Source organism: Psychroserpens sp. Hel_I_66 (assembly GCF_000799465.1).
Classification (GTDB): Bacteria; Bacteroidota; Bacteroidia; order Flavobacteriales; family Flavobacteriaceae; genus Psychroserpens.
Window position 1 is genome coordinate 3,372,527 of sequence record NZ_JUGU01000001.1, and the last position, 25,482, is coordinate 3,398,008.

Here is a 25,482-nt window from a genome sequence, read left to right on the forward strand (position 1 = left end):
CATTCGTCTACAGTAAAAAGCATCCTATCTACAATACCCCTTTTTAATTCAGATTTTAACCCAAATTTGTAGTGTAATTAAATACTAATATTAAAAATACCTATTATGAAATTAGCAATCGTAACAGCATATCCACCGAGTAAAGTCACTTTAAATGAGTATGCATTTCACTTGGTAAAACACTTTAGACAAAAAGAAACGATTACAGAAATTGTATTACTTACAGATAAAACTGAAGGTACTAAAGATATCACTTTTACAGAAGAGGGTTGTAAAATAACAGTAAAAGAATGTTGGGCTTTTAATAGCTACGCTAATATTATAAATGTAACTAAAGCGATTAACAGCACACAACCAGATGCAGTTTTATTCAATCTACAATTTATGAAGTTTGGAGATAAGAAAATTGCTGCAGCTTTAGGGTTAATGCTACCATTGGTTTGTAAACTTAAAAAAATTCCTAACGTTGTGTTACTTCACAATATATTAGAGGAAGTAGATTTGGGATCTGCAGGTTTTACATCTAATAAGTTCATGCAAAAAGTATATGGTTTTATAGGAACGAGCTTAACGAAATTAATATTGCAGGCAGATACGGTTGCAGTAACGATGCAAAAGTATGTGACTATTTTGGAAGAGAAATACAACGCTAAGAATGTACAATTGATTCCTCACGGAACATTTGAAGTTACGGAAGAGCAGCCAACCTATTCCATACCAGAAGGTCCGTTACAAGTGATGACCTTTGGTAAATTTGGAACTTACAAAAAAGTAGAAGGTATGATTGAAGCTGTTGAAATGGTTAGAGCTTCTACAGGTTTGGATCTAGAAGTTGTCATTGCAGGAACAGACAATCCAAATGTGCCTGGTTATTTAGCAAAAGTTCAAGAAGATTATAAGCATGTACCAAAGGTTCGTTTTACGGGTTACGTAGAAGAGCATGAAGTGCCAACATTGTTTAATGAATGTGCTGTAACTGTTTTCCCTTATACTTCAACAACAGGAAGCTCAGGCGTATTGCACCAGGCAGGAAGTTATGGTAAAGCGGTTGTGATGCCAGACTTAGGGGATTTAGCTTTATTGGTTAAAGATGAAGGATATCAAGGGGAGTTTTTTGAGCCAACTTCAGTTGAGAGTTTAGCCCGAGCGATTGAAGCTATTGTGACTAATGAATCTTACAGAATAGCATTAGGAAAAGCAAATTATAAAGCAGCTACAGCTTATCCAATGTCAAAAATTACAGAGATGTATTTGAATGCTTTCTCTACTATAATTAACAGTAAAAAATCAACTCCAAACGTAGATGTAATTACTGCTTAGAAATGTATTTGAACGACTCCTTCTTTGCTCCTTTTTTATCAATAAAACCGAATTTTTTTTGAGCATTTTTTCGCCAAGGAAGTCCACCTACGACTTCCTTTGGTATTTCAGTGAAATCATATAAAGTCCAAGACACATATTGCAGATTATTAGCTGCGATAATGTCTTGGGCTTTTTTGTGGTAGTCGGCTTGATCGTCTTGATCATTTCCAAACGGATTCCAAAATCCGTTATAAGAGGCTTCACCAAATTCACCCATAACTAAAGCCTTATCTGGAATGGTTTCTTTTAATTTTTTAATCGAAGTATCTAGATCCTCCAAATCTTCATAATAATGAAAGGAGACGAAATCAACCTTGTCCTTTAATAAAGCAGCACTTTGTGTGTTGGACCAACCAATGGTTACAGGATGTTTGTCGTCAACAGATTTTACGAGATCTATCATGGTATGTAACCATGCCATGACATTGGTTTGTCCTCTAGATTCAAAATCTAGATTGGGCTCATTTTTGATGTCCCAGGCAACTAATGCTCTATGGTTTTTTAATGTGTTGACAATAGTTTCTGCATGACGACTATTGAGCGTCCAATCTAATACGTCATAATTTCCGTAGAAATCAAAAAGTGTAACGATAACATCAAGTTGAGCAATTTCTGCAGCGTCTAAGGTTTCTTTTAATTGATCTAGTTTGGCGTTATCAACATTTGCTTTTCCGAAGTCATCATATTGAACAAAAACCCGTACCGTATTTAACCCAGCGTCTTTTATGATTTTAAAATCTTTGGCTATGGTGTCTTTAGAAAATGTATCTCCAAACATATTCCAAGGTGTCGCTTGCGGGTAGTAGTTGATGCCTTTGATATTGAGATGAGCAGTAGAAATGGGTTTGTGTTCTCTGTTATGATCTTCTGTAGTTGTTTTGACCAGATGTCTAATCCTCCAAAAGCCATCCTCAAGGAGCAATACTATTTTGTAAGTGGATATTTCCGTAGATTCTAAAACCATCTTTTCATCTTGGAACAAACGTTTATATTCCACGACATCTCTATCTGTAATAACCGCTAGTTGTCCATCTTCGCTAAAAAACTCTAGAGTGGGATGGTGCTCAAGAGTCGTAGATTCTACCGTAATATTCTGGTCGGTATTGAGCGCTATCATGTCGTACAAATTGAGTCTGGCGCTATCTGTATAATAATCTTTTATACCAGCAGTATTATTTGTTTTGTAAGAGATATGCTTTACATACCAAGCATCTAAATAGTCGTTTTCTATGGCATTTAAATTTTGATCATCTATTGGTCGACCTTCATTTTGTAAAGGTGCCCAGATTACTTTAGGAGCGTATTGTTCTATTTTTTTAATTTCGGTATGAAGCATCGTACTGCGGTCTGCCCCAGTATTGAGATATCCAAACAATGCACTAATTCCCGAAACAATCAAAGCTATAATCATAATATAGGATGCGATTAAAATGACCCGAACTATATTTTTATTACGACTTACCATAGTTGGAGCAGATTAAATGATTTTTCTAAACCAGCTGTGGTAATTATAACTTTATAAGTGTCATTCTTAAAATTATTTGGGCTTAAATTGAAATTCACGAACCCATCAATGGATGTCTTATGGATACTCTCTAAAAGCTCATCATTTTTATAAACCAAAAGGTTCACGGGCAAACCGTCGGGTATCATTTGTTTCATAAAACTTTGCAAAGGACCAACTTTGATATTACGGTTGGTTTTTGAGAAACTCACCTCAAAATCTTCAATCACCTGTTTATAATCCAAAGTAATCAAATTGCTCTCTGCCATCCCATCCACATAAGCTTTTATAGACCATTGTGTTTCATAATCTGGATGAATCATCATGGCAGTTGCCACACCTTTAATTGTGGTTCCAGAGGTTTGGAGACTGTTGTTTTTTTTGTTGGTAATATAAAATGAAACATACGTGCCATCACTCACCACATTATTGTGTTTGTCCTTAATTACAGAGGTTTCAAAAGTGGTAATTTGATTACCATCTGCATAATTATGAGGTCGCAAAGCGGAAATATTAAAATTTGTAGGTATGGCTGGAAAAACCGTTATCGTGAATTCTTTAGAATTGGTGTTCTTGCTTTCTGAAGAGACTAGCATGCGTCCGCTTTTTTCTTCGGAATAGATATTTTTGTAGGCAATACTGTTTTTAGTTGTGATACCGTTGGGCGTTTCATTACTTAAGAATTGATATTTTGCGTCTACTGTCGTGTTATCTGGCAATGCGTTATCTAAAGAATCTGTTGGAATCACAACAAGCATGGTGTAATCTGTACCGCCAGCTTCTATACTTGGCGGTCCAATATAGCTTTCTATAGAAACGACTTCCTGCATCGGGATAATCTCAAATTGTCCAGATAATGTGGTTTTATCATCGCGTAATAATTTCCATTGCACTTGTCCTGTTTTGTTGCTGATGTTCTTTGGTATAGAATACGTAAGTGTAGTATCTTCATTCGTGGACGTTACTATTGTAGACCCATAACTACCAGAACAGTATAATTTAGGTATTACGTTTTCCGAAGAAGAAAATCTTAAAAGGATTGTGCTTCCTGCTTCATATTCGGTTTGAGTTGTTAGCAGTTTTATATCAATAGGAGCCTTGTTTGCTTGTATGGTAGCAAATGATAATAATGAAATTAAACCTAAAAATAATATGTAAAAACGTTTTGGTTGCATTATTTGGGTTTTCCTATGTAAGTGTTTGTTTCAATTTTTATAAAACTAAAATTTGGATGTTCTATGCTCTGAAATTCTAAATCAAGGTGATTCTCGATCCTGTTTGGTACTATTTTGTTCGAGATAGGTTCATTTGGCAGACCGTTTACAAAAATATTCTCCATGTTATCGCTTATGATTGTGAAATTGCCATTCTCAATGAGAGGGTATTTGAAATATTGTTTGCGTTGTTGCCTTATGCCTGCTTTGACAAATATATGATCAACCCAAACTAATGTTTTATTGGCATCATAATAACTAACCAAAAGTTGAGGTATTGTTATTTCTTGAAGCCCGCTATTAAATAAACTCCCTTGAATTTCACCGTTAGTGATGCTCATATCGTTTAATACGATTTTTTTATAAAGATCTGAGCCAGATACATTACCTGCAGCTTGTAGATTAAATTTGATTGGTTGATCCTCTAATTCTATAGGTGTAAACTCATCTGGATTGAATGTTTTTGGAATAGAATCTTGAGTTTTTGACCATGCTATCCCTTCAAAATTAATTTTAAAAGCGGTTGTCTCTTTGGGCATCAATTTATGTTTGATGTGATATTTTGCATTGTAAGTTGCGAGTTCTTTATTCTCTTCATTATATAATGTTCCTTTTAAAACAACATCTGCTGGTACGTTATCTATATTTTGTATTTCACCAACAATCGCATAATGCTTGTCATATTTAACCAACTTGGCAGAAAGAACATCTAAAACGGGTTGTTTCAAAACATCTTCGTGATGGGTTTGCTCTGTAGTTATGCGTCTACGACCTTGGTTAAAATAACCAGTTGTATTGTTGGAATAGAGTTGGTCTGGTGGTAAATCGGTATCAATAATTTCTGGTTTTAGATACCATTTTCCGTTTTGTTTAGATAAAGTTTTGTAGTCAATGCGTTTGATTTTTTCTAGAGGCGTAATCCAGTTAGTTATGACTTTTGCAGTTGCAGAACTGTCATTAAGCGTAGTGATTTCTGTTTCAATAGCATCTAATTTTGCGTAACTACTTAATAGACCATCAGTTACAGAAACCTCTAACATGTACTGTGCAATAGTTTTATTGCTATTTGGGCTAATTAAGTTGTATGCTGTCTCAAATTCTTTAAAATCTAAAGCGTCATAGTATGCTAAAATTACATTTTCGGGACTGCGTTGGGAATCATTTTTTAGGTAAAAGAGGTAAAGGCCATAACTTACTATTAGCGCTAAAAGTATTGACCAGATATGGGTTATTCTAAGAACAGTTCTAGGAAATTTTGAATAATGAGTCTTAAATTTTAAAAATACAGGTGCTTCTTTGATTTTTGTTTTTAAGGCATGCACCCAAAGCATTTGAATATTTAAAATGAAAGCTATTAAAACAGTTAATAGAGGTATGATTCCCCAAAGTAATTTTTGCCATTTTGAAACATCATCCTTGGGTAAAATGTTTGAAACAGGAGGGACATTTAAACGCTCCCAAACCAATATGCCATTCTCTAGTTGTTGCAGGCGTTGCCAACCACAGAAATAAAGAATGGGATCATAGAACTTATCATTAGAGAAAATATACTTCAGATTATATTTTTCTGGGGTCGTTAAGAACTGTTGTAAAGAACCAATACCTGCAACACCTTTAAATTTTGAATTTTCCAGGCGTTCTATTGGTCGTGTGGTTAATTCTGGAAGTCTTCTTGCAGAGTGGTAGTTACCATCAACCGTCATTGCATTTGTTTGAGCACTTAACCAAGCCATTTGATCACCAAACCCTAAAGTTAAAAAGCGCCATTTATCATGATCATCCTGGTTTAAAAAATTTACTATAGGCAGCATTTTAATTTTTTGAGGTTGCGATGGTCTAAAATATCCAAGACTCATTGTGAATATCGTCATGAAAATGAATAGTCCTGCTAAAATACCGCCAGATATTCTATGATGTACAGCTCCAAATCTAGATTGGATCAATGTTTTTAAATCACCTTGAACAAACCTATAGGCAAACTCTCCCAATAAAGGTAATGACATTATTGAAGCCCAAAGTGTGAAACGATCTAATGTTAAAATATTAAATGCGGTTTCTCCAAGTACCATGCGTGGTATAGGAGTAGTGCCTCCAGTGCCTAAAATGGTTAAAATAGTGATAGATAGACCAAAAAATAAATAACGTTTGCTGTAATACCTGTAGAATATGTATGGCAATAAGATGAGTAAGATTCCCCACGGAATTAAAAAGAATACTAGTCCTGAAGATGTGATCTCTAAAAAGTTATCACGTGATCCATGAGGAATAGGGACTTGAGTAATAGGATTGTTTTTTGAATTGATCCAATACGGAAGTATGCATCCAACAATGATTGTTAGTGCTAATATACCAAAACTAACAATACGCTTAAAAAGTTTAAAAAAACTATTTAAAAAGGATTTAAAGTTTACCGCTTTTATCGATCCACATTTCTCTGTCGCTGCATCCATGATAACCATTCCTATCAAAGGGAATATAAAAAATATCATTCCAAAAATTGGAGTAACATGATGTGAGGTCACCGTCACAGCAATAAGAGATAGTGAAGTTGCTAAATACCAATATTTGCCTGTCTTGAGCCAAAGATAAATTTCTGGTAAGGCGTGCATTAAAACAGATATGCCTACAATACTGGGTAGTTGTCCAAATATATGAAGTGTTTCTACAAATGATGACGAAAATACAGCAAGCAATGCTGCATAACCTGCAGCTGTTTTATTGCCAGTTATAAGAAGGGAGAATCGATAAACTCCTGTAATGAATAGAACAATACCTATTAATGCTACAGAGAACATTCCAAATTTTAAACCACCTATCATTGATAAAATGGCAATAGATTGATGCACCAAAGGAGGATAGCTCATTACTGTAAAACCAGTATACCACTCATAGTTCCAAGGCTCAAACCAGCTATGTGCGTAATGATCTGCAAAAAATAAATGTATTAATGCGTCATAGGTAGATTCCAAAGTAAAAAATATGGAGGTACCATGAAAAGCTAAACCAAGAAGGATAGCTCCAATTAAATATTTATTAGTGGTTTCTTTCATTTTTAGCTTACGCTAATTTAATAATGTAAATATAGATATAAAAAAAAGTGAACCAATTATTGTCTATCTACAGTAATTTACCATTCGTCTACACTAAATGTCAGACTAGCTAAATAAAAAATTTCAAGGCGTCAATCCATCTAAATTTGGGGCAACAATAACAACTAAATAAACCATTATGAAAGTTTTAGCAATAGATGATCAACAATTAGTATTACTGCCTTTACAAAAACGTTTAACAGAATTAGGATACGAAGTTAAAATTGAAACAAACTCAACCAGAGGTATAGAATTATATGAATCTTTCAATCCAGATTTAGTAATTGTAGATATTAACATGCCTGGTGTATCTGGTTTAGATGTGGTCAAGCATTTAAGAAAAGTTAAAAACTCTCAAACTCCTATAATGGTATTGTCTGGAAATACGAAAGACGATGTTATTACAGAAGGTTTTGAGTTGGGAATTAATGATTATATGAAAAAGCCATTAAGTCTAAATGAAATTTGTGTTCGTGTAAAACGATTAATTGGCGCTCCGTTTCAAGATAATGCAATTATAACTAGTGATGTTATGATTCAGCAGCGTTGTGTTGGAGTTGTTATTCCTTGTTATAATGAAGAAGAACGATTATTAAGTACAGAGTTTATAAATTATATAGATAAAAACACAGGTTATCATTTATGTTTTGTTAACGACGGAAGTAAAGATGATACGTTAAATGTTTTGAAAGAATTACAAAAGGGTAGAGAAGATTTTATCACCGTTCATGATTGTGAAAAGAATGGCGGTAAAGCAGAAGCAGTACGTTTAGGAATGTTGCATATGGCTAAAAAAGAAGATCTGGATTATATAGGGTTTTTAGATGCCGATTTATCTACAGATTTGGCAGATTTTGATGATTTGGTAAAGACCATTGAGTCTTCAGAATTTAAAATAGTTAGCGGTTCTCGTATTGCTAGAATGGGTGCAAACATCACCAAAGAGTCTGCTAGAAAGATAATAAGTCTCACCATAAATTTCATTATTAGAAAAATCTTGTCTATGGATTTTAAAGACACCCAATGTGGAGCAAAGATTTTTCACAAAGATGTAATTGAGATAGCATTTGATAAGAAATTTGTAACCCAATGGATTTTTGATGTCGAGATCTTTAAAAGAATGACCTTGCATTTTGGTTTAAAAACTGCAAAAGCAATGCTTTGTGAGCAACCACTAAAAAGATGGATCCATGCCGATGGCTCTAAATTATCCATGAAAGACTCTTTCAAGATCATTGGCCAATTAGGACAAATAGCTTGGGTTTACAGAGGTAAAAAAACCAAAACAGAAAGTTTAATGAACGAATCACTTAAGGTAGCCTAATAATCGCAGTGCACATGAAAATGGGAATAATTATCATATTTAATAATTATGAAAAGTCACTAAACGTCGCGTCTTTTATAAAAAGTTTAAATAAAATCAAGAGTATTCAATTCTGTTTGGTAAATAATGATAGTCAAGATGAAACCAATTTACTGTTAGAGGAAATAAAATATGATTGTAACAATGTTACGGTTGTAAATATTAAAAAATTCAAGTCAGATGTTTCCGCAGTAAAATCAGGTGCGCGTTATATGTTTAATCAATTTAAATTAAATCATTTAGGTTATATAAATACGAATGTATTACATAATAAATTTGAAAACTTAATTACCCTTATCAAAACTGTTGATGAATATCAAAATGCTCTGATCGAGTTTGATAAAAAGGAAAATAGCGATAAAAAGAAAACATTATTTCAAAAGTTATTTTCGGTTATGGATTATGTTATAAGACTGAAATTAGAAAAAATAAAAGGGAATCTCCAACATAAAGTGTAATCTAATAAAAACATACAAAAATGAAAGTGTATCCAATAAAATTTGAGCCTATTTTAAAACAAAAAATCTGGGGTGGCGATAAGTTGCGTTCAGTATTGTCTAAAAAAACAAATAAAAATAATATTGGCGAAAGTTGGGAAATATCAGACGTTAATGGTAACATTTCTCAGGTTAGCAACGGGCTCTATAAAGGCTTAAACATTAAAGAGCTCATAAAAAACCATGAATCGGAATTCTTAGGTACTAACAACTTTCAAAATTTCGGGTTTGATTTCCCTTTGCTTATCAAGTTTTTAGATGCCAAAACAGATTTATCAGTTCAAGTACATCCAGGTGATGACATGGCTAAAGTCTATCATAATTCTTTTGGGAAGACTGAAATGTGGTATATCATGGATAGTGATGAAGACGCTAATATTGTGCTGGGATTAAAAGATAAAAACACAAATCCTGAGATTTTAGATCACATCACTTCAAAAAATGTAGAGTCGATATTTAATAGAGAGAACGTAAAAAAAGGGGACAGTTATTTTATACCTGCAGGAAAAATTCATGCCATTGGAGCAGGAGTATTAGCTGCGGAAATACAACAAACATCAGATATTACCTATCGCGTTTATGATTGGGATCGTAAAGATGATCAAGGCCAAAAAAGAGAGCTACATACACAATTAGCAAAAAAGGCAACACAACGCTTTGAGTCAAACGGAAAAGCAGAATATCAATTAAAATATAATGAAAGTTCTAGTTTGGTCAACTGTGACTACTTTACAACTAACGTTTTAAATGTTAATGATGCGTTTGTAAAAAACTATGCCAATTTAGATTCTTTTGTAATATTTATGTGTGTTGAAGGCAGTGCAACTATAACTGCAGGAGGTACTAGCGAGACTATAAATATGGGAGAAACAATTTTGCTGCCCGCAGCAACAAATGATATTCTATTTTCTTCTAATAACGCCAAACTTTTAGAGGTTTATGTTGATGGAGAATTAAGTGAAAAATTAAAAAACGTATCCTAAATTTTTTTAACCGTTCCCAATTCTCAATTCTTATATTTGCGTTCCAAATAGAGGATTAGCAAAATGAGCGTACTACAAACATTACAAGACAGAAGCAACAACACATGTGAGCTTTGTTCCGCAGAAAAAGATTTGACACAATACACCATTCCGCCATCACTAAACGAGAATGTAGATAACGATATCTTGGTTTGCAAAACCTGTTTGGATCAAATAGAAGAAAACATAGATATGGATCCCAACCATTGGCGATGTTTGAACGATAGCATGTGGAGTGAGCACGTTGCTGTGCAAATCATGGCTTGGCGTATGTTGCAAAGACTTAGAAACGAAGGTTGGCCACAAGACCTACTCGATATGATGTACCTAGATGATGAGGCTTTAGCGTTGGCTCGTGCCACAGGAGAGCATGAAGATGAAGCCAATAAAATCATTCATCGAGACTCAAATGGTGTGATTTTAGAATCTGGTGACTCTGTGGTTTTAGTTAAGGACCTTAAAGTAAAAGGGTCTAGTATGGTTGCAAAACAAGGTACAGCTGTAAGAAATATAAGATTGGACCACGAAAATGCAGAGTATATTGAAGGTAAGGTCGACGGTCAACAAATCGTCATCATAACCCAATTTGTTAAAAAGTTATAAACGCTTTTAAGTATTTCTTTCTTCGGAAATTTTAAAGTTTTAATTCTTAGTTGCTCGATTAAAATCGTGCTGTCGACGTTTATCTAGTCCTTGTTTTTTCTAAAGAATCCAAAGCCCAATGGAATCATAAATACCAAAAACAGAAATTTACCGGTCACAATTCCATAGATCGTAATACCTGCTAAAATGATGTAGAGCACAATTTCGTATGACTGTTTCATTATCTATATAATTGACTTGTTGAGTTCTACATTCTCATAAAAGAAATTTTTAAAACACTTTCAATAAAAAAACGTCTTTTTAGACCAGCAAATGTAGAAAAACGATTCAAAAATCTTACAAATCTCTATTTGAGATATTCAAAAAACATGCTGTTTGTCGAACAAAATAACCCGTTTACAATTCAAATCTTACCATTTATACATTTGGTCGAAAATATAGTATTTACTGTTTAGAAATTAAGATATTTATATCATCATAATATTGATTAATAGCAAATTAGAGTTTTTAAATCAACACCTAAATCACAATATTATGAACCTAGAAATCACAGGAGTAAACAACTTTTTTAAAGTTAAAGGAACTTTAGACAGACGTAACATCCACTTATTCAAAAAACAATTTAAAGATGTATTTGAAAGATCAAATACAATCACAATAAGTTTAGAACATCTAAATAATATTGACCGTTATGGCGTAAATGCTATCGCACAATTGCACAATGAAGCTTTGGTTAAAAACAAGCGTTTGTCTATCATTGGTTTTGGTCAAAATAGTGTTTATAACCATTTCAAATCTGAAACTGCAGCATAATTAACAGGACATATCTGCTACAATTTTCCATTGACCATCAATTTTCTTGAAAATAATCATGAAAACACCATTGGCATTTCCGATAGATCGTGTGAGATGATATTCTCCCATGACCCAGTAATTATTGGTTTCAATTTTTGAAATGTCGTTGATTACAAATCTAAGTTTACCACTTTCTGTAGGTGTAGGATAGCCTTTTTTGTAATTGGCCAACGTATTGCTCCATCCTTTAGTGAGACCATTGCTGCCATAAAACTTGAGGTTGTCGTTTTGCCAGTAACCATCCATAAATCCTTCAAGATCATGATTGTTCCAGGCAATTTCCTGAGCAGACATGACTTCCTTTATTTCGGTAATATCTTTTTCAAATATCTCTTCGGAAGCATGTTCCGAAGCATTTAAAATTTCAACCTCTTTGATCTTTGTTTGACAAGAAAAAATTAAAGCTAATATCAAAAAATAAGCAAATTTCATAGACGTATATTTGAGATCTTAATAGCTAAAGATACTTAAAATTTACAGCGCATTTTTTTGATGTTTAAAAAATGCATCAGCTTGTAATTGCATAAGCTCGCGTGCTTTTTTTCGTTTATAATTGTAGAGTTCATCCTCTTCTGCTATGTCAGTGTAGATTCTGTTATTGAGCGTTTGGTCTGTTGTTAACACTAATTTGCGCTCGCTCACTTTTTGTTCTACCCAGGTTTTAACAGCTGTTTCTGCATCTTCTAATTTGTAATCATATTCGCCTTTTGGCGACATTAACTTTGCAAAAATGGGAGAGGTTTCTATAGCTAAAAATAAAAGTAGAATAAAGAGAGATGGTAAAAAAGGAAGTGTGCCCAAAGCATTTACTCGAGCCATTAAGCCATCAAACCCATCAATTATTGGCTGCGTTGAGGTTACTTGCGCATCATAATCTGAATTGAGTTGAGCGATTTGGTTTTCAGTCGCTTCTATTTTTAATTTGTTGTCAACTTTGAGTTGTTGTAATTCGGCTAAAGCAGCGTCGTGTTTATCACGCTTTTCCTTATAAACTGGACCTTTGCCCAAAAGGTTTGTGCCTGCTGTGCCTTCAGCTTCAGAAATATAGGTGTCGTAAAGTGCGTTGACTTCTGCTTCTTTTGCAGCTATTTGGGAGTTGAGGTTTGAAATTTCCGAAGAAAGTGCATTTACATTTGGTGTATATTGCTCTGCTATTTGAGCTTGGTTGGCAAGCGTTAATTCGTTTTTCTGCTCGAGTAATACTTGGTTGATTTCTTTTTCAAAAATCTTAAGCTCCAAAGGTTTTGAAATAACTACTGCTATAATAACAGCAAGAATTAATCGTGGTGATGCCTGGATGATTTCGTCTATGACATTGTTTCTTTTTTTAATTGTAGATACAATAAAACGGTCGAGATTAAAAATCAACAATCCCCAAATAAAACCAAAACCAATAGCAGCAAATGCATTGTCAAAAACGGTGTAGAGTGCATAACTACAAGCAATAAATGCCATTAATGCGGTGAAAAAAACGGTTGCTCCAATGCCTGCGAATTTATTTTGTTCACCTATGGCACAATTGTCTAGGATGTCTGTATCTGCTCCAGAGCAGATGATGAAGAATTTTTTTAACATGATTGATTTGATTGATGAATAGACTATTAGAACGCAAAATGGTATGATTTGTTACATGACTTTACACGAAATCTCCTAAATATTTGTTTGCAAACAAATATTTAGGAGATTGGAAAGCTTTTTTTCTATGCTGTAATTTTTATTCTGAAACTTCAATGATGATAGGAGGATGCGTATATCCTTCTTCATCTTTTATGTCAAAAAGTTGTATCGCAGATCCGCTTTTATCTAAACTCACAAATCCCTTTGCTTTTTTATTTAAGGTGTTACCAGAAATACTTTGAGATGGTTTGCCCATAACTTTTATTTTGAAACTGATAATTTTTGTTTTTTTAAGATCTAATTTTAGATTGATAGTTCCTTTTTTTGATAGTTTAACAATATCGTTTACAGGAGTTTTTCCATTTATAATTACTGGAATAGTACTTTTTTTATTCTGCGGAAATGTGATAACTGTCGTATTGGTTTCCATTGAAGAATTTACATCAGCGTTTTTATGCTTTTTAACATAGTTCAAAGCTTCATCGTAGGTAATTGCTTTTTTGCCTAAATAAAATTTTGCATTATGTCTATTCATCACTTTAATATGACTTACAATATTTTCTCTATTTGGTTTTGGGAGCTCTTTAGTTTGACTTTCATTATCAATACTGGTGTCTTTAGTTAAAAATACTCTAGGTTTATTTGTTGAGCCATTTTTTGTAAATATATTGAGCTCTTGATTATTTTTTATGAGCTTAATAGCTCTATCAGATGAAACATTCCTGCCTTCATAGAAAAACGTAGCGTTTTTCTTAGCCATATCAATGACGTGATCTAAAGGAGAAATTGGTTTGGGAGGAGTTGGTATATCAATAATAGTTCTATCATTAGATGGCTTATTGTCTTTAAATTCTGAAACTATTTGTCCATCACTATAGACTTTGGTGATGTATTGACCTGGAATTACACCTGAAGCATTTACTTGATATTTACTAATTATTTTTCCAGATTTATTGACTTCAAACCCTTGTCTGTTGTAATATTTGGTGTTGTTGTCAATGTTCACAAAATAATGCGGAGTTCCATTTATTTTTATGAAACCTGTTTTCATTTGATTCTCAAAAGAATCATTTGCATTTGGCCCATTTCCATTTTTTGATTTTGGTGTTGTAGGAGGTGGTGGAGGTGGAGGTAGTGTATCAATTATATTTTCTAATCCATAGTCATCTATAAGTTCATTGATTTTATCAACTATCTCTTTGGGAGCGTTTTCATCATACTTGAATACGATTTCTTTAGACTTTTCTGTATTGTTTGCAATGGTTTTTAATTGTAATTCAATTGTATTTAAAGTTGCAAATTCATCGTTAACTAGAAATTGTCCTTTACTATTTAATAGAATCCACATCATATCATGGGAAACTTTTTTTGCTGGAGCAGGAGGTGGTGGAGGTGGAATAGTTGCGAAACTTGGAAACGGTTGAGCAGTTTGTTTTTGTTCTTCACTCATTGACTGGTATAAACTTTCTAGATATTTGTAATCTTTAACTTTGATGGGCAGCTTTTCTAGCATATCATTATATTTTTTTGCTAGTTTATTGTATTCCTCTAATTGTTCGGGAGATAATATTGGTGGAGCTGGAGGAGGTGGAGGCATATTAGGAAATGGCTCAGCATTTTTCTTTTGCTCTTCACTCATTATTTTATAAAGATATTCTAAGCGCAACACATCTTTACGTTTTATAATTTGTTTGTCTTTTGGCTGTTCGTTGTAATGTCTTGCGAGTTTGTTGTACTCTGCTAGTTGTTGTGGAGTTGCTTTTTCTTGAGTAAAATTTTGAAATTCTGCCACTCTGCTAGTGCACACCGTCATTTTTTTAAATCCTATATCTTTCAGTTTAGAGGTTATATTTTTGGAAATATCTGCATTGGCATCTGGAAAAATCTTAACAGATATCTGTAGTTTTGGATCTTCTTTATAAAGTGCTTTAATATCTTCAAAAGTAATGATCTCGTCGTCTAATAAAAGCTCTCCGTTTTCGTTAAGATACAATTCTAGAACTTCAGGAATAATGACTTCTCTTTCAACTAACTCCCGTTCTGTAAAACCATAAAAGAGTGTTGCTAATACTGGTAAAATCAATAAGCCTCTTAGCCAAATTGATGTTTTTGATGTGTGCGTTTTCATGACTGTAAATCGTTTTTTGATTGATGAATAATTAATGGCATTTGCCAATTCTTGATGTTGGGCTTTTGATGAGAAAGCCAGTAAAATGGTTTGATAGGTTGATGGTTCAATTCCGTTATTTAAAACTGCTTGATCTGCAAGATATTCGTGATTGAGTTTTATATCTCGTTTTAGTAAATAGATTAGTGGATTGAACCAAAATATTATTTGTAGGATTTCTAGTAAAAGTACGTCTATACTGTGCTTCTGCTTGGCGTGCGTTTGTTCATGTATAAAAACTTCTTTAGGGATATCGCTACACTCAAACTTTTGCTTATCAAAAAAAATGTAATTAAAAAATGTATGCGGTATTCTCAAATTTGTAATCAAGACATTTATAAATCCTTGAGATTTATATTTGGGATTATTTCTAATTTTATAAATGATACGTTTTAGATTTAGGCAAAACTTCAGCAGAAAAATGAATACCCCTAAAGCATAAATAGACCACAAGATAATTGGTGTATGGTTTATTGCGATAACTTCAGGACTGGATTCAATAACATCAAAATCCATAGTATTAAATGTTGCAAATTCTTCTATTATAACAGGTTCAACATATTCTATAAATGTTATAGAAGGAATTGCAAACGCAAAGCATAATGAAGTCAGTAAATAGAATCGTTTAAACGTATGTACACTAGATTTCTCTAAAAGTAATTTATAGAATACCATAAAAACAGCAAGACAAGCGCTAAATTTTAAAACATAGATGATCATGATTATTTGTTTTTAATTTCTTTATCAATTAAAGCTTTCAAATCTTCCAATTCCTCTTTTGAAAGATCAGTTTCTTTTGTGAAAAAAGAGGCGAATTGAGATGCACTATCATTAAAAAACGTTTTAATTAAGGTGTTGACATGTTTGGAGAAATAATCTTTTTTCTTGACCAAGGGGTAGTATTCTCGCGATTTTCCGTAGAGCTTATAAGCAACAAAACCTTTATCAATCATACGCTTTAAAAGCGTAGCAACAGTAGTTGTTGCTGGTTTTGGGTCAGGATACGCGTCTAATAAATCCTTCATAAAAGCTTTGTCCTGTTTCCAGAGGTATTGCATGAGTTGTTCTTCAGTTTTTGATAATTGCATTGCTCTACGTTTTTAGAATGTACTCTACAAATGTAGAATAAAAAATTGATTTATCAAATTTAATTTCAAAATCATATAATTCAAATACACTATATTTGAGGTGAAAAAAAGAAAAATTGCCCAAAATGAAAACCTTAAAAACGACAGTATTGTGTATTTTATTCAGCACAATATTATCTTATTCACAAAACATACAAGACATTATAGATCAAGTCGATTTAGATAGATTAACACTCACATTAAATGAATTTTCTGGTGAGCAAACAACAGTAGTTAATGGTAATACGGTAACTATTCTAAACAGGGAGCAGGCAACTAATGAGCTCGCAGGAGATTATTTGCTAGAGCAATTGGAAGCGTTAGATAATATTACGGTCATTTCGCAACCCTTTAATACTAACGGGAGAAATATTATCGCTACACAGTTAGGTAAAACAAATCCAAATGACATTTATATTGTCTGTGCGCATTATGATACCGTTGCAGATTATTGTGCAGATGATAACGCATCGGGTACAGCAGCAGTATTAGAAATTGCTCGAATTTTATCCACGCAATGCTTAGATAATACTGTTATTTATGCCCTCTGGGATGAAGAAGAAATAGGCCTTCGTGGCTCAAGTTTTTTCGCAGATCTCGCAGCAAGTAATGGAGACAATATTTTAGGGGTTTTAAATATGGATATGATTGGTTATGATGGTGATGCAGTAGGTCAGCCAGGCGACAACCAATTTGATATAGACTATAGAAATATTGCAGGTTCTGTAGCAATGAAAAATGATATTTTATCGGTTCTAAATACCTATACTTTTGATTTGAGTGTAGTAGAAGTCAATCCAGGAACCTCTGCCAGCGATCACGCAAGTTTTTGGTTTGCAGGTAATGGTACTACAGACGCTTTTTCGGCAGTTTTAGTTGGAGAATCTTGGGAAACCGATGATCAAACCCCCTTCTATCACACGTCTGCAGACCGCGTTTCAACCTTGGATTTGCCATATCTCCATGAAATGGTAAAATTGGTAACCGGTTATATGGTCACAAAAGGAAGTTTGGTAGCCCTAGATAATAGAGTCACACAAACCACTACGATGTTGAGCTCAAACCAAAGCTCAGCAACCTACCAATGGTTCAATTGTGAAACAGATATGCCAATATCTGGAGAAACAAATCAATCATTTACGCCAAGTGCAAATGGTATTTATGCAGTAGATGTAACTTCTGGCTCATGTACCGAGCGCAGTGAATGTTTGGTTTTTGACACTTTAGGCTTAGATACATTTTCTTCGGAAGAATTGAGCGTTTACCCAATACCAGCAAATAATTTTATTACTGTAGAATTTTCTTCGGAAATATCAACTAGTTTAAAACTATATGACGTTTCAGGTAAGATGGTTCAAGAAAACACAACTTCCGATACTATAAAACTTAATATTTCAGATTTGCCTCAAGGCATCTATTTCCTGAATGTAAAAACAGACAAAAAATCTGGGACCTATAAAATTGTAAAAGAGTAATAAAATTTCCGAAGAAAAAAAATGCCACGAGATTCAATTATGATGTCGTGGCATTTTTGGTTTTACTTGCTTAGCTCTGTAAAATACTTATAAAATAAAGGGATGGTCTCGATGCCCTTAAAATAATTCCAAACTCCAAAATGTTCGTTAGGTGAGTGGATGGCGTCACTGTTTAAGCCAAATCCCATTAAAATAGTCTTACTTTTTAGTTCTTGCTCAAAAAGCGAAACGATAGGAATACTACCACCACTGCGTTGCGGAATTGGGTTTTTGCCAAACGTATCATGATAGGCTTTTGAAGCAGCTTGATACCCAATGCTGTCAATTGGCGTGACATAACCTTGCCCGCCATGATGCGGTTTCACTTTAACTTTCACACCTGCTGGTGCAATGCTTTCAAAATGTTTTGCAAACAGTGCTGTAATCTCTTCCCAATCTTGGTTTGGCACCAAACGCATAGATATTTTTGCAAAAGCCTGACTTGCGATTACTGTTTTTGCACCTTCGCCAATGTAACCGCCCCAAATACCGTTGACATCTAAAGTTGGTCTAATAGAGTTGCGCTCATTGGTAGAATAACCTTTTTCACCATAAACCGAATCGATGCCAATTGATTTTTCATATGCCTCTAAAGAAAAAGGCGCTTTCGCCATTTCGGCTCTTTCTTCTGCGGAAAGATCTTCTACCTTATCATAAAATCCAGGGATAGTGATATGGTTATTTTCGTCATGCAACGAAGCAATCATTTTGGTCAATATATTGATTGGGTTGGCAACTGCACCTCCATATAATCCCGAATGTAAATCACGATTTGGACCAGTGACTTCAACTTCTACATAACTCAAACCACGAAGTCCGGTTGTGATTGACGGTACATCTTGAGCAATCATCCCAGTATCTGAAATTAAGATGACATCATTCTTTAACTTCTCTTGATTTTTCTTAACAAATTTTGAAAGATTAACGCTACCCACTTCTTCTTCGCCTTCAATCATAAACTTGACGTTACATGGCAATTGGTTGGTTTTCGTCATCAATTCCATAGCTTTAACGTGCATGTACATTTGACCTTTATCATCACAAGCTCCACGTGCAAAAATGGCACCTTCAGGATGGATATCTGTTTTTTTAATCACAGGTTCATAGGGTGGGGAGTGCCATAGCTCAACAGGATCTGCAGGTTGTACATCGTAGTGACCGTAAACTAAAACCGTTATTAGGTTTTCATCTATAATTTTTTCTCCGTAAACAATCGGGAAGCCTTCGGTCTCGCAAATTTCTACGGTATCGCATCCAGCTTTTTCCAAACTGTCTTTAATCACATCTGCAGTTTTAATGACATTATCCTTAAATGCGGGATCTGCACTTACCGATGGGATTTTTAAAAGTTCTATGAGTTCTGCTAAAAAGCGGTCTTTATGTTCTTCAATATAAGATTGAATGTGTTGCATTTGTATGTTTTTTTGGTTTCAACCAAAGTTACAAAATCACGAAGTATTTTTTTCTTAAATAAAGTTAATTGAATATAGAAACTATTTTTTATATTTGCATCCCGTTTTGGGACAAATGCAGGCGTGGTGGAATTGGTAGACACGCTAGACTTAGGATTTAACCTAAGAAAAAGTGTTAAAATATTTAAAATGCGGATGTGGTGGAACTGGTAGACACGTCAGACTTAGGATCTGATGCCGCGAGGTGTGCAGGTTCGATTCCTGTCATCCGCACAAAAGCCGAAGAGAAATCTTCGGCTTTTTCGTTTTAAAAAAGTAAGTTTTCTTCACGATTTTTGACCTTGGGTACAACATAGGTACAACATTTTGTTATTTTAAGTGTGTCATTTTAATTGATGTCAAATAAAATGTTTTATTAATAAACTCTAAGATTTATATCTTTTTAGTTATTAAATAATTAATATTTCAGTATTCATTGCTATTATTTAAGTATTTGCTTAAATAATATAATAATGATATATTTGTGACCACTTTAAATCAAAAAAAATGAGCTTGGAAATAACTTGTACACGGAACGAAGCAGACAAGAAGCAAATATCGAGATGCAAGGAAACCATAGAGAATTCTTCGGACAGCCTTAATGCAATAAGCAAAGTTTTGTCTCTCGCGGGAAGCGAGGTGCGGCTGAAAATCCTATTCCTATTGAACATAGAGAATGAGCTGTGCCCTTGCGATATTGCAGACATTCTTGAAATGAGTGTTCCTGCCGTATCCCAACATATCCGTAAAATGAAGGATGCAGGAATTATTACATCGAGACGTGAAGGGCAAACATTATATTATTCGCTGGTAAAGAGTGAGGACAATGTTTTAAATGGAATTTTCAATTCGATTTCGACAAGAAAGAAAACAGCCTAGAAAGTTTATATTATGACACCGAATAAAACCTCAAACACCGCCGCCTATACTGGCATTTTTACCGCAGTTGTAGCATCAGTATGTTGTATTACGCCTGTTTTGGCACTAATTGCCGGAACAAGCGGAATTGCATCAACATTCTCTTGGGTCGAGCCATTTAGACCCTATCTTATTGGCCTGACCATTATTGTTTTGGTCTTTGCCTGGTACCAGAAACTACGGCCGAAAACTCAGGAAGAAATTGATTGCGCCTGTGAAGATGATGCAAAACCTACGTTTTGGCAATCCAAACGGTTTTTGTTCATCGTAACCGTATTTGCTGGATTGATGTTGGCTTTCCCATATTATTCCAACCTATTTTACGAACAGCGCACCAAGGATATCGTTTATGTCTCACAATCCAATATCGAAAAGCACACTTTTGATGTTGAGGGAATGACCTGTGCAGGTTGTGAGGCACACGTAGAAAGCGAAGTCAATAAGTTGGACGGAATTATTTCTGTCAAAGCCAGCTACGAAAATGCCAACACCATAGTGGAATTTGATAAGACTAAGACCGATTTGCCCGCAATCCGAAAAGCCATAGAGAAAACAGGATACAAAGTAGTCGAGAATACCACCAAAGAAAATAATAGATGAAAAAATATGATGTTTTCATAATCGGCTCGGGTATGGCCGGTATGACAATCGCCAATAAATGTGCCTCAAAAGGTCTTTCGGTCGGCATAACCGATGAACTACCTTATGGTGGCACCTGTGCCCTACGAGGCTGTGACCCAAAAAAAGTGATTATCGGTGCCACGGAAGTGCGCGACTTCGCTAAAAGGCTTCAAGGGAAAGGCATTGATACCATTCCGAATATCAACTGGAAGGATATAATGTCGTTCAAACAGACCTTTGTCGATGAAATGCCGAGGAAAATAGAAAAGGGGTATAAGAAGAACGGCATCGACACCTTTCACAGTTCCGCTACGTTTAGAAATGAAAATACCTTAAGTGTAGGTAACGAGACCATTCAAGCTGATAAAGTTGTAATTGCGTCAGGTTCAAACCCAAAAGTTTTAGATTTTGAAGGCGGACAGCTTGCGAAAACGAGTACGGATTTTCTAAACCTTAAGGAATTACCACAATCCCTTCTTTTCATCGGTGGTGGATATATCGCCTTTGAATTCGCCCATATTGCCGCACGTTCCGGTGCCGAGGTAACAATAGTACATCGAGGCAAGCGTCCATTGGAAAACTTTGACAAGGATATTGTAAAACATTTGGTCGATGCCACACGTAATTTAGAGATTAAGATTGTTCTGGAAACTGAAGTTTCTAAAATTGAAAGTAAAGATGGCCACTACATAACCACAGGAATTTCAAACGGAAACGAAACTACCTACAAAGCGGCAGCGGTATTTAATTCCGCTGGTCGTCCCCCAGCCATTTTTGATTTAGAATTGGAAAAAGCAGGTATATCCTTCTCAGAAAAGGGCATAGAGGTCAACGAATACCTTCAGAGCACAACTAACGCGAACATATATGCAGCAGGCGATGCAGCGGACTCAAGAGGATTGCCCCTAACACCCGTAGCTGTTTTGGAAGGACACGTCGTAGCTTCAAATATCATTAAAGGAAATAAGAAAAAAGTCAGTTATCCCCCAATGCCTTCCGTGGTTTTCACTTTGCCCACTATGGCAACTGTTGGCCTATTGGAAGATGAAGCCAAAGAAAAGGGATATGATATCAATGTCAATTTTGAAAAAGTGAATAATTGGTTTAACGCAAGGCGTTCAAACGTGGATGAATATGCCTTTAAAACAATCATCGATAAAAATAACAACACCATTTTGGGTGCGCATCTTATTGGTCCTCATTGTGAAGAAACCATCAATCTTTTCGCAATGGCGATAAAGACCAAGATGACCATAAGCGATTTGCGAACAATGATATTTTCATATCCTACAATGGCATCTGACCTAACCTATATGCTCTAACTATTATTTATGGAAACTACAGAATTAAAATCTACGGTTACCTGTCCTGAATGTGGCCATAAAAAAGAAGAAGAAATGCCAACCACGGCCTGTCAATTCTTTTATGAATGTGACAATTGCAAACAAATACTCAAGCCAAAAGAAGGGGATTGTTGTGTATTCTGTTCTTATGGTACTGTGGCTTGTCCACCTATTCAGGAAGGTTCAAAATGTTGCTAATAATTTTCTATTACAATTGTTATTGCTGTTTTTCCACAATATACCATTTAAAAGCTAAACTGTAACCCTGCATTAATTCCAAAAGGATGGCCAGGTCGTAGACCAGCTGGTACCCGAGATACGGCATATTCAGTATCAAACAGGTTTATTATGTTTGTTGATAGCGTAAAATTTTCATTAAGAAAATAATGCGCAGATAAGTCAACGATGAAATTAGAATCTACTTTAAAATTTTCTGGAATAGATCCTGAACCAGCCCTAGTTCTAAATGCACCAGTATATCTTGAATTTAGGTTTACGTCAAATTTTTTATGCTGTAGTCCTAACGTTGCATTCAATTGGTTCTTTGCAATGTATGGTATTTCGTCCCCTTTGGTCACCACCCCATAAATAGCTTCGTTACTGTCAAAGCTGGTCAGAAATTCGGTATCCGTAAGGGTATAGGAAATCGATACAGGTAGTTTAAATCTCTCTGAGGTACTATATAGCAGATTGTAATTTAGTAAAAATTCAATTCCACTTACACGCACTTCACCTGCATTAAACTGGTCAAGACTTCCTGTACCACCTGTGGCGGCCAAATCACTTCCTAGCAGGTTTTGATAATCATTGTAGAACCCGACAAGTTCCCCAGAAAAACCTTTAAAACCAAATCGAGAACCCAACTCATAATTAATACTTTCTTCGGCATTTTGTCCTGGTGTATTACTTGGTGGCGAAAACCCTTTATGTACCCCGCCGAAGACCGATATATAATTACTGAATCTGTAATTTGCACCTATGCCAGGAATCCACACATTTACGTTGTTCTCGCGAATAGCTAAGTCCTGACCAGTCCTATTTGGGTCGTTAGTGCCATAATCCGTTCGGGTAAGGGTTATATTTTCATAGCGTAGCCCAGGTGTAAGGGTTAAGTTCTCAATTTTAAGGGTGTACAAGAGGTGTGCTGCCAATGCTTGTGCACTACTTATACGATTAGCATCCGTTCCCTTTTCGCCCACTGTAGTTCGTATTAATTCTTGGTTTTGAAATGCATACCTGTCCACCCATTGAAATCGGTCCTCGTCATCTTCGTGATAACGTATTCCAGCTTCTAAAGTTTGTAACCAATCAGAACCCCATCGTAATTTGGCAATGGACTGAACACCATTTGAAGTATATACTCTATTATTTGCTTTTATGCCCATAACATCGTCTTGGGTGTTTTCGTTTCCTAAAATGGTCTGGTACTCTAAGGGGTAATCCTGTGGTGATGATAGAATGTTGTTAATACTCATTCTCTCACCAAGGTTGACATCGGTTAACTTATACCAATTCCTTTTGAATTTATTCAGGTAGCCAGTAGTACTTATATTTAACGAGGGGGATACTTGTATAAAATGGGTGAGCTGGTATTGTTGATGTTCGGCATTCATAACATCTTCAGACGATGCCCTGTATCTTCTATAGGGGTTTTCTTCAAAATCTTCATCCGTCAATCCCAAGTAGGTTTCGTTCGCCTCTTCTTCAGAATATTGGATTTTAAATGTTAATGACTGATACGTTTTTGCATCTAAATTTGTGTTCACCCTAAATTTGGCCAAATAATCAGATTTATCAAATCCTGTATTACCACCACCATCGATATTTTTAAAACCATCAGAATTGTAATTGAAATAATCCGTTACAAATCCAAAGTTTTTATAGGTATCACCAATAACCAATTGCGTGTTTCTAGAACCATAATTTCCTGCGGCAATGGAAGCCCTTCCAGAAAATTTGTCTGGAATTCGAGAAGATATCATATTAATGGCGCCGCCAGTAGTATTGGGTCCGTATTGAATTTGACTGCTTCCTTTTAAGACCTCTATAGCCTGCATACGCCCAATGGTAGGGAAATAATAGGCGGCAGGTGCGCTGTAGGGTGCAGGGGCAATTAGTACACCATCTTCCATTAGATTGATTTTTGCACTACGCTCAGGCGATGTGCCTCGCAAACTTATATTTGGGCGTAGCCCAAAACCATCCTCTTCATAAATATTAATTCCTGGAACTGTTTGTAAAACCCTATTTATATTAGTGTAAGAAAACTTTTTTAAATCCTCTTCGGAAATATAGTTCGCAGAACCCGATTTGTTTTTAATCTCAAATTTACTACCAAGTATAGTGTTGGCAGATACAATTACTTCTTTTAAGCGTTCTGTTTTTTGTTGGATGGTATCCTTTTGTTGAGGATTTGTTTGCGCCAATATATGTGTAAATTGTAAGATAAATAGTAGGAAAAATAGAGTTCTCATTTGTTGCAAATTATTTAGAATGATTTTAAATAGAGGGCAAATGTAACATACTGTTCTTAAAAATCCAACCTTATTTAGAATAATTCTTAATAATAATTTTGAAGTATTTTAGAATCAATAGTTTATAATCTGAAAAGAAATTAGATTAATTGAAGTGTCAAAAATGGACTTATTAATTAAATTTCTGTTAATCCCAATAAAAACTGTTAAAATTTTGTAATTTTGCAAGGATGAAACAAGTGTTCCATAAAATATTATCCATTTCGATGGCTTTCGTAGTGATGTTCACTACAATGTCATTTACTGTGGATATGCACTATTGTGGGGATAACTTGGTAGATTTCAGTTTATTCTCAAAAGCTGAAGGTTGCGGAATGGAAAAAGCGCAACCCGTTAAAAGTTGTGAGAATCCTAAAATGACTGAAAAGTCTTGTTGTACTGACCAGCAAATTGTCAAGGAAGGCAAAGACGACCTCAAAATATCTTTTGATACCCTTTCGTTCGAGCAGCAAACGTTCATCGCTGCTTTTACCTATTCTTATATTAACCTTTTTGAAGGAACCGAATCTGAAGAAGTTCCTTTTGAAGATTACCCGCGACCCTTTGTCAAACGGGATGTGCAAGTGCTGCACCAGACTTTCTTAATTTGATTTGTTAGATTTTTAGAATGAAGCCCAACAGCTACGCTGTCGTGGGCTAAAACTCGTGTTTGCCATTTTATGCAACACGCAATTCCAAAAC

22 protein-coding genes and 1 tRNA gene are annotated in these 25,482 nt (G+C 34.9%); 13 read left to right on the top strand and 10 right to left on the bottom strand.

Annotated elements, in window-relative coordinates; all coding sequences use genetic code 11:
• Positions 1-105 precede the first annotated feature (105 nt).
• Positions 106-1,320 (top strand): glycosyltransferase, encoded by a 1,215-nt coding sequence (locus GQ40_RS15015; protein WP_047550220.1) that lies wholly within the window; start codon positions 106-108, stop codon positions 1,318-1,320.
• Here the strand turns inward: GQ40_RS15015 and GQ40_RS15020 are convergent.
• The 3 genes from GQ40_RS15020 to GQ40_RS15030 are packed head-to-tail and all read right to left on the bottom strand — an operon-like array spanning position 1,310 to position 7,130.
• Positions 1,310-2,827, bottom strand: coding sequence for a glycoside hydrolase family 2 TIM barrel-domain containing protein (locus GQ40_RS15020; protein WP_047550221.1), 1,518 nt, complete (start codon positions 2,825-2,827; stop codon positions 1,310-1,312). The genes GQ40_RS15015 and GQ40_RS15020 overlap by 11 nt on opposite strands.
• On the bottom strand, positions 2,821-4,041 hold the full coding sequence (locus GQ40_RS15025) for a hypothetical protein (RefSeq protein WP_047550222.1): 1,221 nt from the start codon (positions 4,039-4,041) through the stop codon (positions 2,821-2,823). Before GQ40_RS15025 ends, GQ40_RS15020 begins: the two co-directional genes overlap by 7 nt.
• Positions 4,041-7,130, bottom strand: coding sequence for a membrane protein (locus GQ40_RS15030; protein ID WP_047550223.1), 3,090 nt, complete (start codon positions 7,128-7,130; stop codon positions 4,041-4,043). The genes GQ40_RS15025 and GQ40_RS15030 overlap by 1 nt, the downstream gene beginning before the upstream one ends.
• A 178-nt stretch (positions 7,131-7,308) precedes the next feature.
• On the opposite strand from GQ40_RS15030, the gene GQ40_RS15035 reads away from it, so the two are divergent.
• The 4 genes from GQ40_RS15035 to GQ40_RS15050 all read left to right on the top strand — a co-directional run bounded on the left by GQ40_RS15035 (position 7,309) and on the right by GQ40_RS15050 (position 10,654).
• On the top strand, positions 7,309-8,493 hold the full coding sequence (locus GQ40_RS15035; protein WP_047550225.1) for a response regulator: 1,185 nt from the start codon (positions 7,309-7,311) through the stop codon (positions 8,491-8,493).
• A 14-nt stretch (positions 8,494-8,507) separates the two neighbouring features.
• The gene (locus GQ40_RS15040; RefSeq protein ID WP_047550228.1) at positions 8,508-8,990 is read left to right on the top strand and encodes a hypothetical protein; all 483 of its coding nucleotides are present in this window, start codon (positions 8,508-8,510) and stop codon (positions 8,988-8,990) included.
• Positions 8,991-9,010: 20 nt separating this feature from the next.
• On the top strand, positions 9,011-10,012 hold the full coding sequence (locus GQ40_RS15045; protein ID WP_047550229.1) for a type I phosphomannose isomerase catalytic subunit: 1,002 nt from the start codon (positions 9,011-9,013) through the stop codon (positions 10,010-10,012).
• 63 nt (positions 10,013-10,075) lie between these two features.
• A complete protein-coding gene (locus GQ40_RS15050; RefSeq protein ID WP_047550232.1) occupies positions 10,076-10,654 on the top strand; it encodes a PhnA domain-containing protein in 579 nt (192 codons plus the stop codon).
• Between the two features lie 83 nt (positions 10,655-10,737).
• Here the strand turns inward: GQ40_RS15050 and GQ40_RS17760 are convergent, their stop codons facing one another.
• Positions 10,738-10,875: a hypothetical protein gene (locus tag GQ40_RS17760; protein WP_197052683.1), complete on the bottom strand. Its 138-nt coding sequence runs from the start codon at positions 10,873-10,875 to the stop codon at positions 10,738-10,740.
• A gap of 313 nt (positions 10,876-11,188) precedes the next feature.
• On the opposite strand from GQ40_RS17760, the gene GQ40_RS15055 reads away from it, so the two are divergent.
• Positions 11,189-11,467, top strand: coding sequence for an STAS domain-containing protein (locus GQ40_RS15055; RefSeq protein ID WP_047550235.1), 279 nt, complete (start codon positions 11,189-11,191; stop codon positions 11,465-11,467).
• On the opposite strand, the gene GQ40_RS15060 is transcribed toward GQ40_RS15055, so the two are convergent.
• The 4 genes from GQ40_RS15060 to GQ40_RS15075 form a co-directional block, all read right to left on the bottom strand.
• Positions 11,468-11,941: a YybH family protein gene (locus GQ40_RS15060; protein WP_047550237.1), complete on the bottom strand. Its 474-nt coding sequence runs from the start codon at positions 11,939-11,941 to the stop codon at positions 11,468-11,470.
• Between the two features lie 42 nt (positions 11,942-11,983).
• Entirely contained in the window at positions 11,984-13,084 is a 1,101-nt protein-coding gene (locus GQ40_RS15065) for a DUF4407 domain-containing protein (protein ID WP_047550238.1), read from the bottom strand.
• Between the two features lie 139 nt (positions 13,085-13,223).
• Positions 13,224-16,013 carry a M56 family metallopeptidase gene (locus GQ40_RS17295; protein WP_052184287.1) on the bottom strand — a complete coding sequence of 930 codons (2,790 nt, stop codon included), beginning with the start codon at positions 16,011-16,013 and terminating at the stop codon, positions 13,224-13,226.
• Between the two features lie 2 nt (positions 16,014-16,015).
• Positions 16,016-16,381, bottom strand: coding sequence for a BlaI/MecI/CopY family transcriptional regulator (locus GQ40_RS15075; RefSeq protein ID WP_047550239.1), 366 nt, complete (start codon positions 16,379-16,381; stop codon positions 16,016-16,018).
• 125 nt (positions 16,382-16,506) lie between these two features.
• Here GQ40_RS15075 and GQ40_RS15080 point away from each other — a divergent pair, with 125 nt between their 5' ends.
• Entirely contained in the window at positions 16,507-17,895 is a 1,389-nt protein-coding gene (locus GQ40_RS15080; RefSeq protein ID WP_047550240.1) for a M28 family peptidase, read from the top strand.
• A 62-nt stretch (positions 17,896-17,957) separates the two neighbouring features.
• Here GQ40_RS15080 and GQ40_RS15085 read toward each other — a convergent pair whose 3' ends face one another.
• Positions 17,958-19,346 carry a dipeptidase gene (locus GQ40_RS15085; RefSeq protein ID WP_047550243.1) on the bottom strand — a complete coding sequence of 463 codons (1,389 nt, stop codon included), beginning with the start codon at positions 19,344-19,346 and terminating at the stop codon, positions 17,958-17,960.
• 191 nt (positions 19,347-19,537) lie between these two features.
• On the opposite strand from GQ40_RS15085, the gene GQ40_RS15090 reads away from it, so the two are divergent.
• The 5 genes from GQ40_RS15090 (at position 19,538) to GQ40_RS17500 (ending at position 22,465) form a co-directional block, all read left to right on the top strand.
• A tRNA-Leu gene (locus tag GQ40_RS15090) sits at positions 19,538-19,619 on the top strand.
• Positions 19,620-19,892: 273 nt separating this feature from the next.
• On the top strand, positions 19,893-20,264 hold the full coding sequence (locus tag GQ40_RS15095; protein WP_047550245.1) for an ArsR/SmtB family transcription factor: 372 nt from the start codon (positions 19,893-19,895) through the stop codon (positions 20,262-20,264).
• 12 nt (positions 20,265-20,276) lie between these two features.
• Positions 20,277-20,903, top strand: coding sequence for a mercuric transport protein MerTP (gene merTP / locus GQ40_RS15100; RefSeq protein ID WP_052184288.1), 627 nt, complete (start codon positions 20,277-20,279; stop codon positions 20,901-20,903).
• Positions 20,900-22,246, top strand: coding sequence for a dihydrolipoyl dehydrogenase family protein (locus tag GQ40_RS15105; protein WP_047550250.1), 1,347 nt, complete (start codon positions 20,900-20,902; stop codon positions 22,244-22,246). The genes merTP and GQ40_RS15105 overlap by 4 nt, the downstream gene beginning before the upstream one ends.
• Positions 22,247-22,255: 9 nt before the next feature.
• On the top strand, positions 22,256-22,465 hold the full coding sequence (locus tag GQ40_RS17500) for a GDCCVxC domain-containing (seleno)protein (RefSeq protein ID WP_081990225.1): 210 nt from the start codon (positions 22,256-22,258) through the stop codon (positions 22,463-22,465).
• Between the two features lie 47 nt (positions 22,466-22,512).
• Here the strand turns inward: GQ40_RS17500 and GQ40_RS15110 are convergent, their stop codons facing one another.
• Complete coding sequence (locus GQ40_RS15110; RefSeq protein WP_047550252.1) at positions 22,513-24,741, bottom strand: TonB-dependent receptor family protein; 2,229 nt, start codon at positions 24,739-24,741, stop codon at positions 22,513-22,515.
• A gap of 230 nt (positions 24,742-24,971) precedes the next feature.
• Here GQ40_RS15110 and GQ40_RS15115 point away from each other — a divergent pair, with 230 nt between their 5' ends.
• A complete protein-coding gene (locus tag GQ40_RS15115) occupies positions 24,972-25,391 on the top strand; it encodes an HYC_CC_PP family protein (protein WP_047550254.1) in 420 nt (139 codons plus the stop codon).
• The last annotated feature ends 91 nt before the right edge of the window (positions 25,392-25,482 follow it).

Coding starts and splice junctions, on each gene's coding strand:
- GQ40_RS17760 (WP_197052683.1), bottom strand. CDS start 10,875: ATGAAACAGTCATACGAAATTGTGCTCTACATCATTTTAGCAGGTATT.
- GQ40_RS15055 (WP_047550235.1), top strand. CDS start 11,189: ATGAACCTAGAAATCACAGGAGTAAACAACTTTTTTAAAGTTAAAGGA.
- GQ40_RS15035 (WP_047550225.1), top strand. CDS start 7,309: ATGAAAGTTTTAGCAATAGATGATCAACAATTAGTATTACTGCCTTTA.
- GQ40_RS15065 (WP_047550238.1), bottom strand. CDS start 13,084: ATGTTAAAAAAATTCTTCATCATCTGCTCTGGAGCAGATACAGACATC.
- GQ40_RS15050 (WP_047550232.1), top strand. CDS start 10,076: ATGAGCGTACTACAAACATTACAAGACAGAAGCAACAACACATGTGAG.
- GQ40_RS15085 (WP_047550243.1), bottom strand. CDS start 19,346: ATGCAACACATTCAATCTTATATTGAAGAACATAAAGACCGCTTTTTA.
- GQ40_RS15095 (WP_047550245.1), top strand. CDS start 19,893: ATGAGCTTGGAAATAACTTGTACACGGAACGAAGCAGACAAGAAGCAA.
- merTP (WP_052184288.1), top strand. CDS start 20,277: ATGACACCGAATAAAACCTCAAACACCGCCGCCTATACTGGCATTTTT.
- GQ40_RS15020 (WP_047550221.1), bottom strand. CDS start 2,827: ATGGTAAGTCGTAATAAAAATATAGTTCGGGTCATTTTAATCGCATCC.
- GQ40_RS15115 (WP_047550254.1), top strand. CDS start 24,972: ATGAAACAAGTGTTCCATAAAATATTATCCATTTCGATGGCTTTCGTA.
- GQ40_RS15045 (WP_047550229.1), top strand. CDS start 9,011: ATGAAAGTGTATCCAATAAAATTTGAGCCTATTTTAAAACAAAAAATC.
- GQ40_RS15030 (WP_047550223.1), bottom strand. CDS start 7,130: ATGAAAGAAACCACTAATAAATATTTAATTGGAGCTATCCTTCTTGGT.
- GQ40_RS17500 (WP_081990225.1), top strand. CDS start 22,256: ATGGAAACTACAGAATTAAAATCTACGGTTACCTGTCCTGAATGTGGC.
- GQ40_RS15110 (WP_047550252.1), bottom strand. CDS start 24,741: ATGAGAACTCTATTTTTCCTACTATTTATCTTACAATTTACACATATA.
- GQ40_RS15015 (WP_047550220.1), top strand. CDS start 106: ATGAAATTAGCAATCGTAACAGCATATCCACCGAGTAAAGTCACTTTA.
- GQ40_RS15060 (WP_047550237.1), bottom strand. CDS start 11,941: ATGAAATTTGCTTATTTTTTGATATTAGCTTTAATTTTTTCTTGTCAA.
- GQ40_RS15105 (WP_047550250.1), top strand. CDS start 20,900: ATGAAAAAATATGATGTTTTCATAATCGGCTCGGGTATGGCCGGTATG.
- GQ40_RS15040 (WP_047550228.1), top strand. CDS start 8,508: ATGAAAATGGGAATAATTATCATATTTAATAATTATGAAAAGTCACTA.
- GQ40_RS15075 (WP_047550239.1), bottom strand. CDS start 16,381: ATGCAATTATCAAAAACTGAAGAACAACTCATGCAATACCTCTGGAAA.
- GQ40_RS15080 (WP_047550240.1), top strand. CDS start 16,507: ATGAAAACCTTAAAAACGACAGTATTGTGTATTTTATTCAGCACAATA.
- GQ40_RS15025 (WP_047550222.1), bottom strand. CDS start 4,041: ATGCAACCAAAACGTTTTTACATATTATTTTTAGGTTTAATTTCATTA.
- GQ40_RS17295 (WP_052184287.1), bottom strand. CDS start 16,013: ATGATCATCTATGTTTTAAAATTTAGCGCTTGTCTTGCTGTTTTTATG.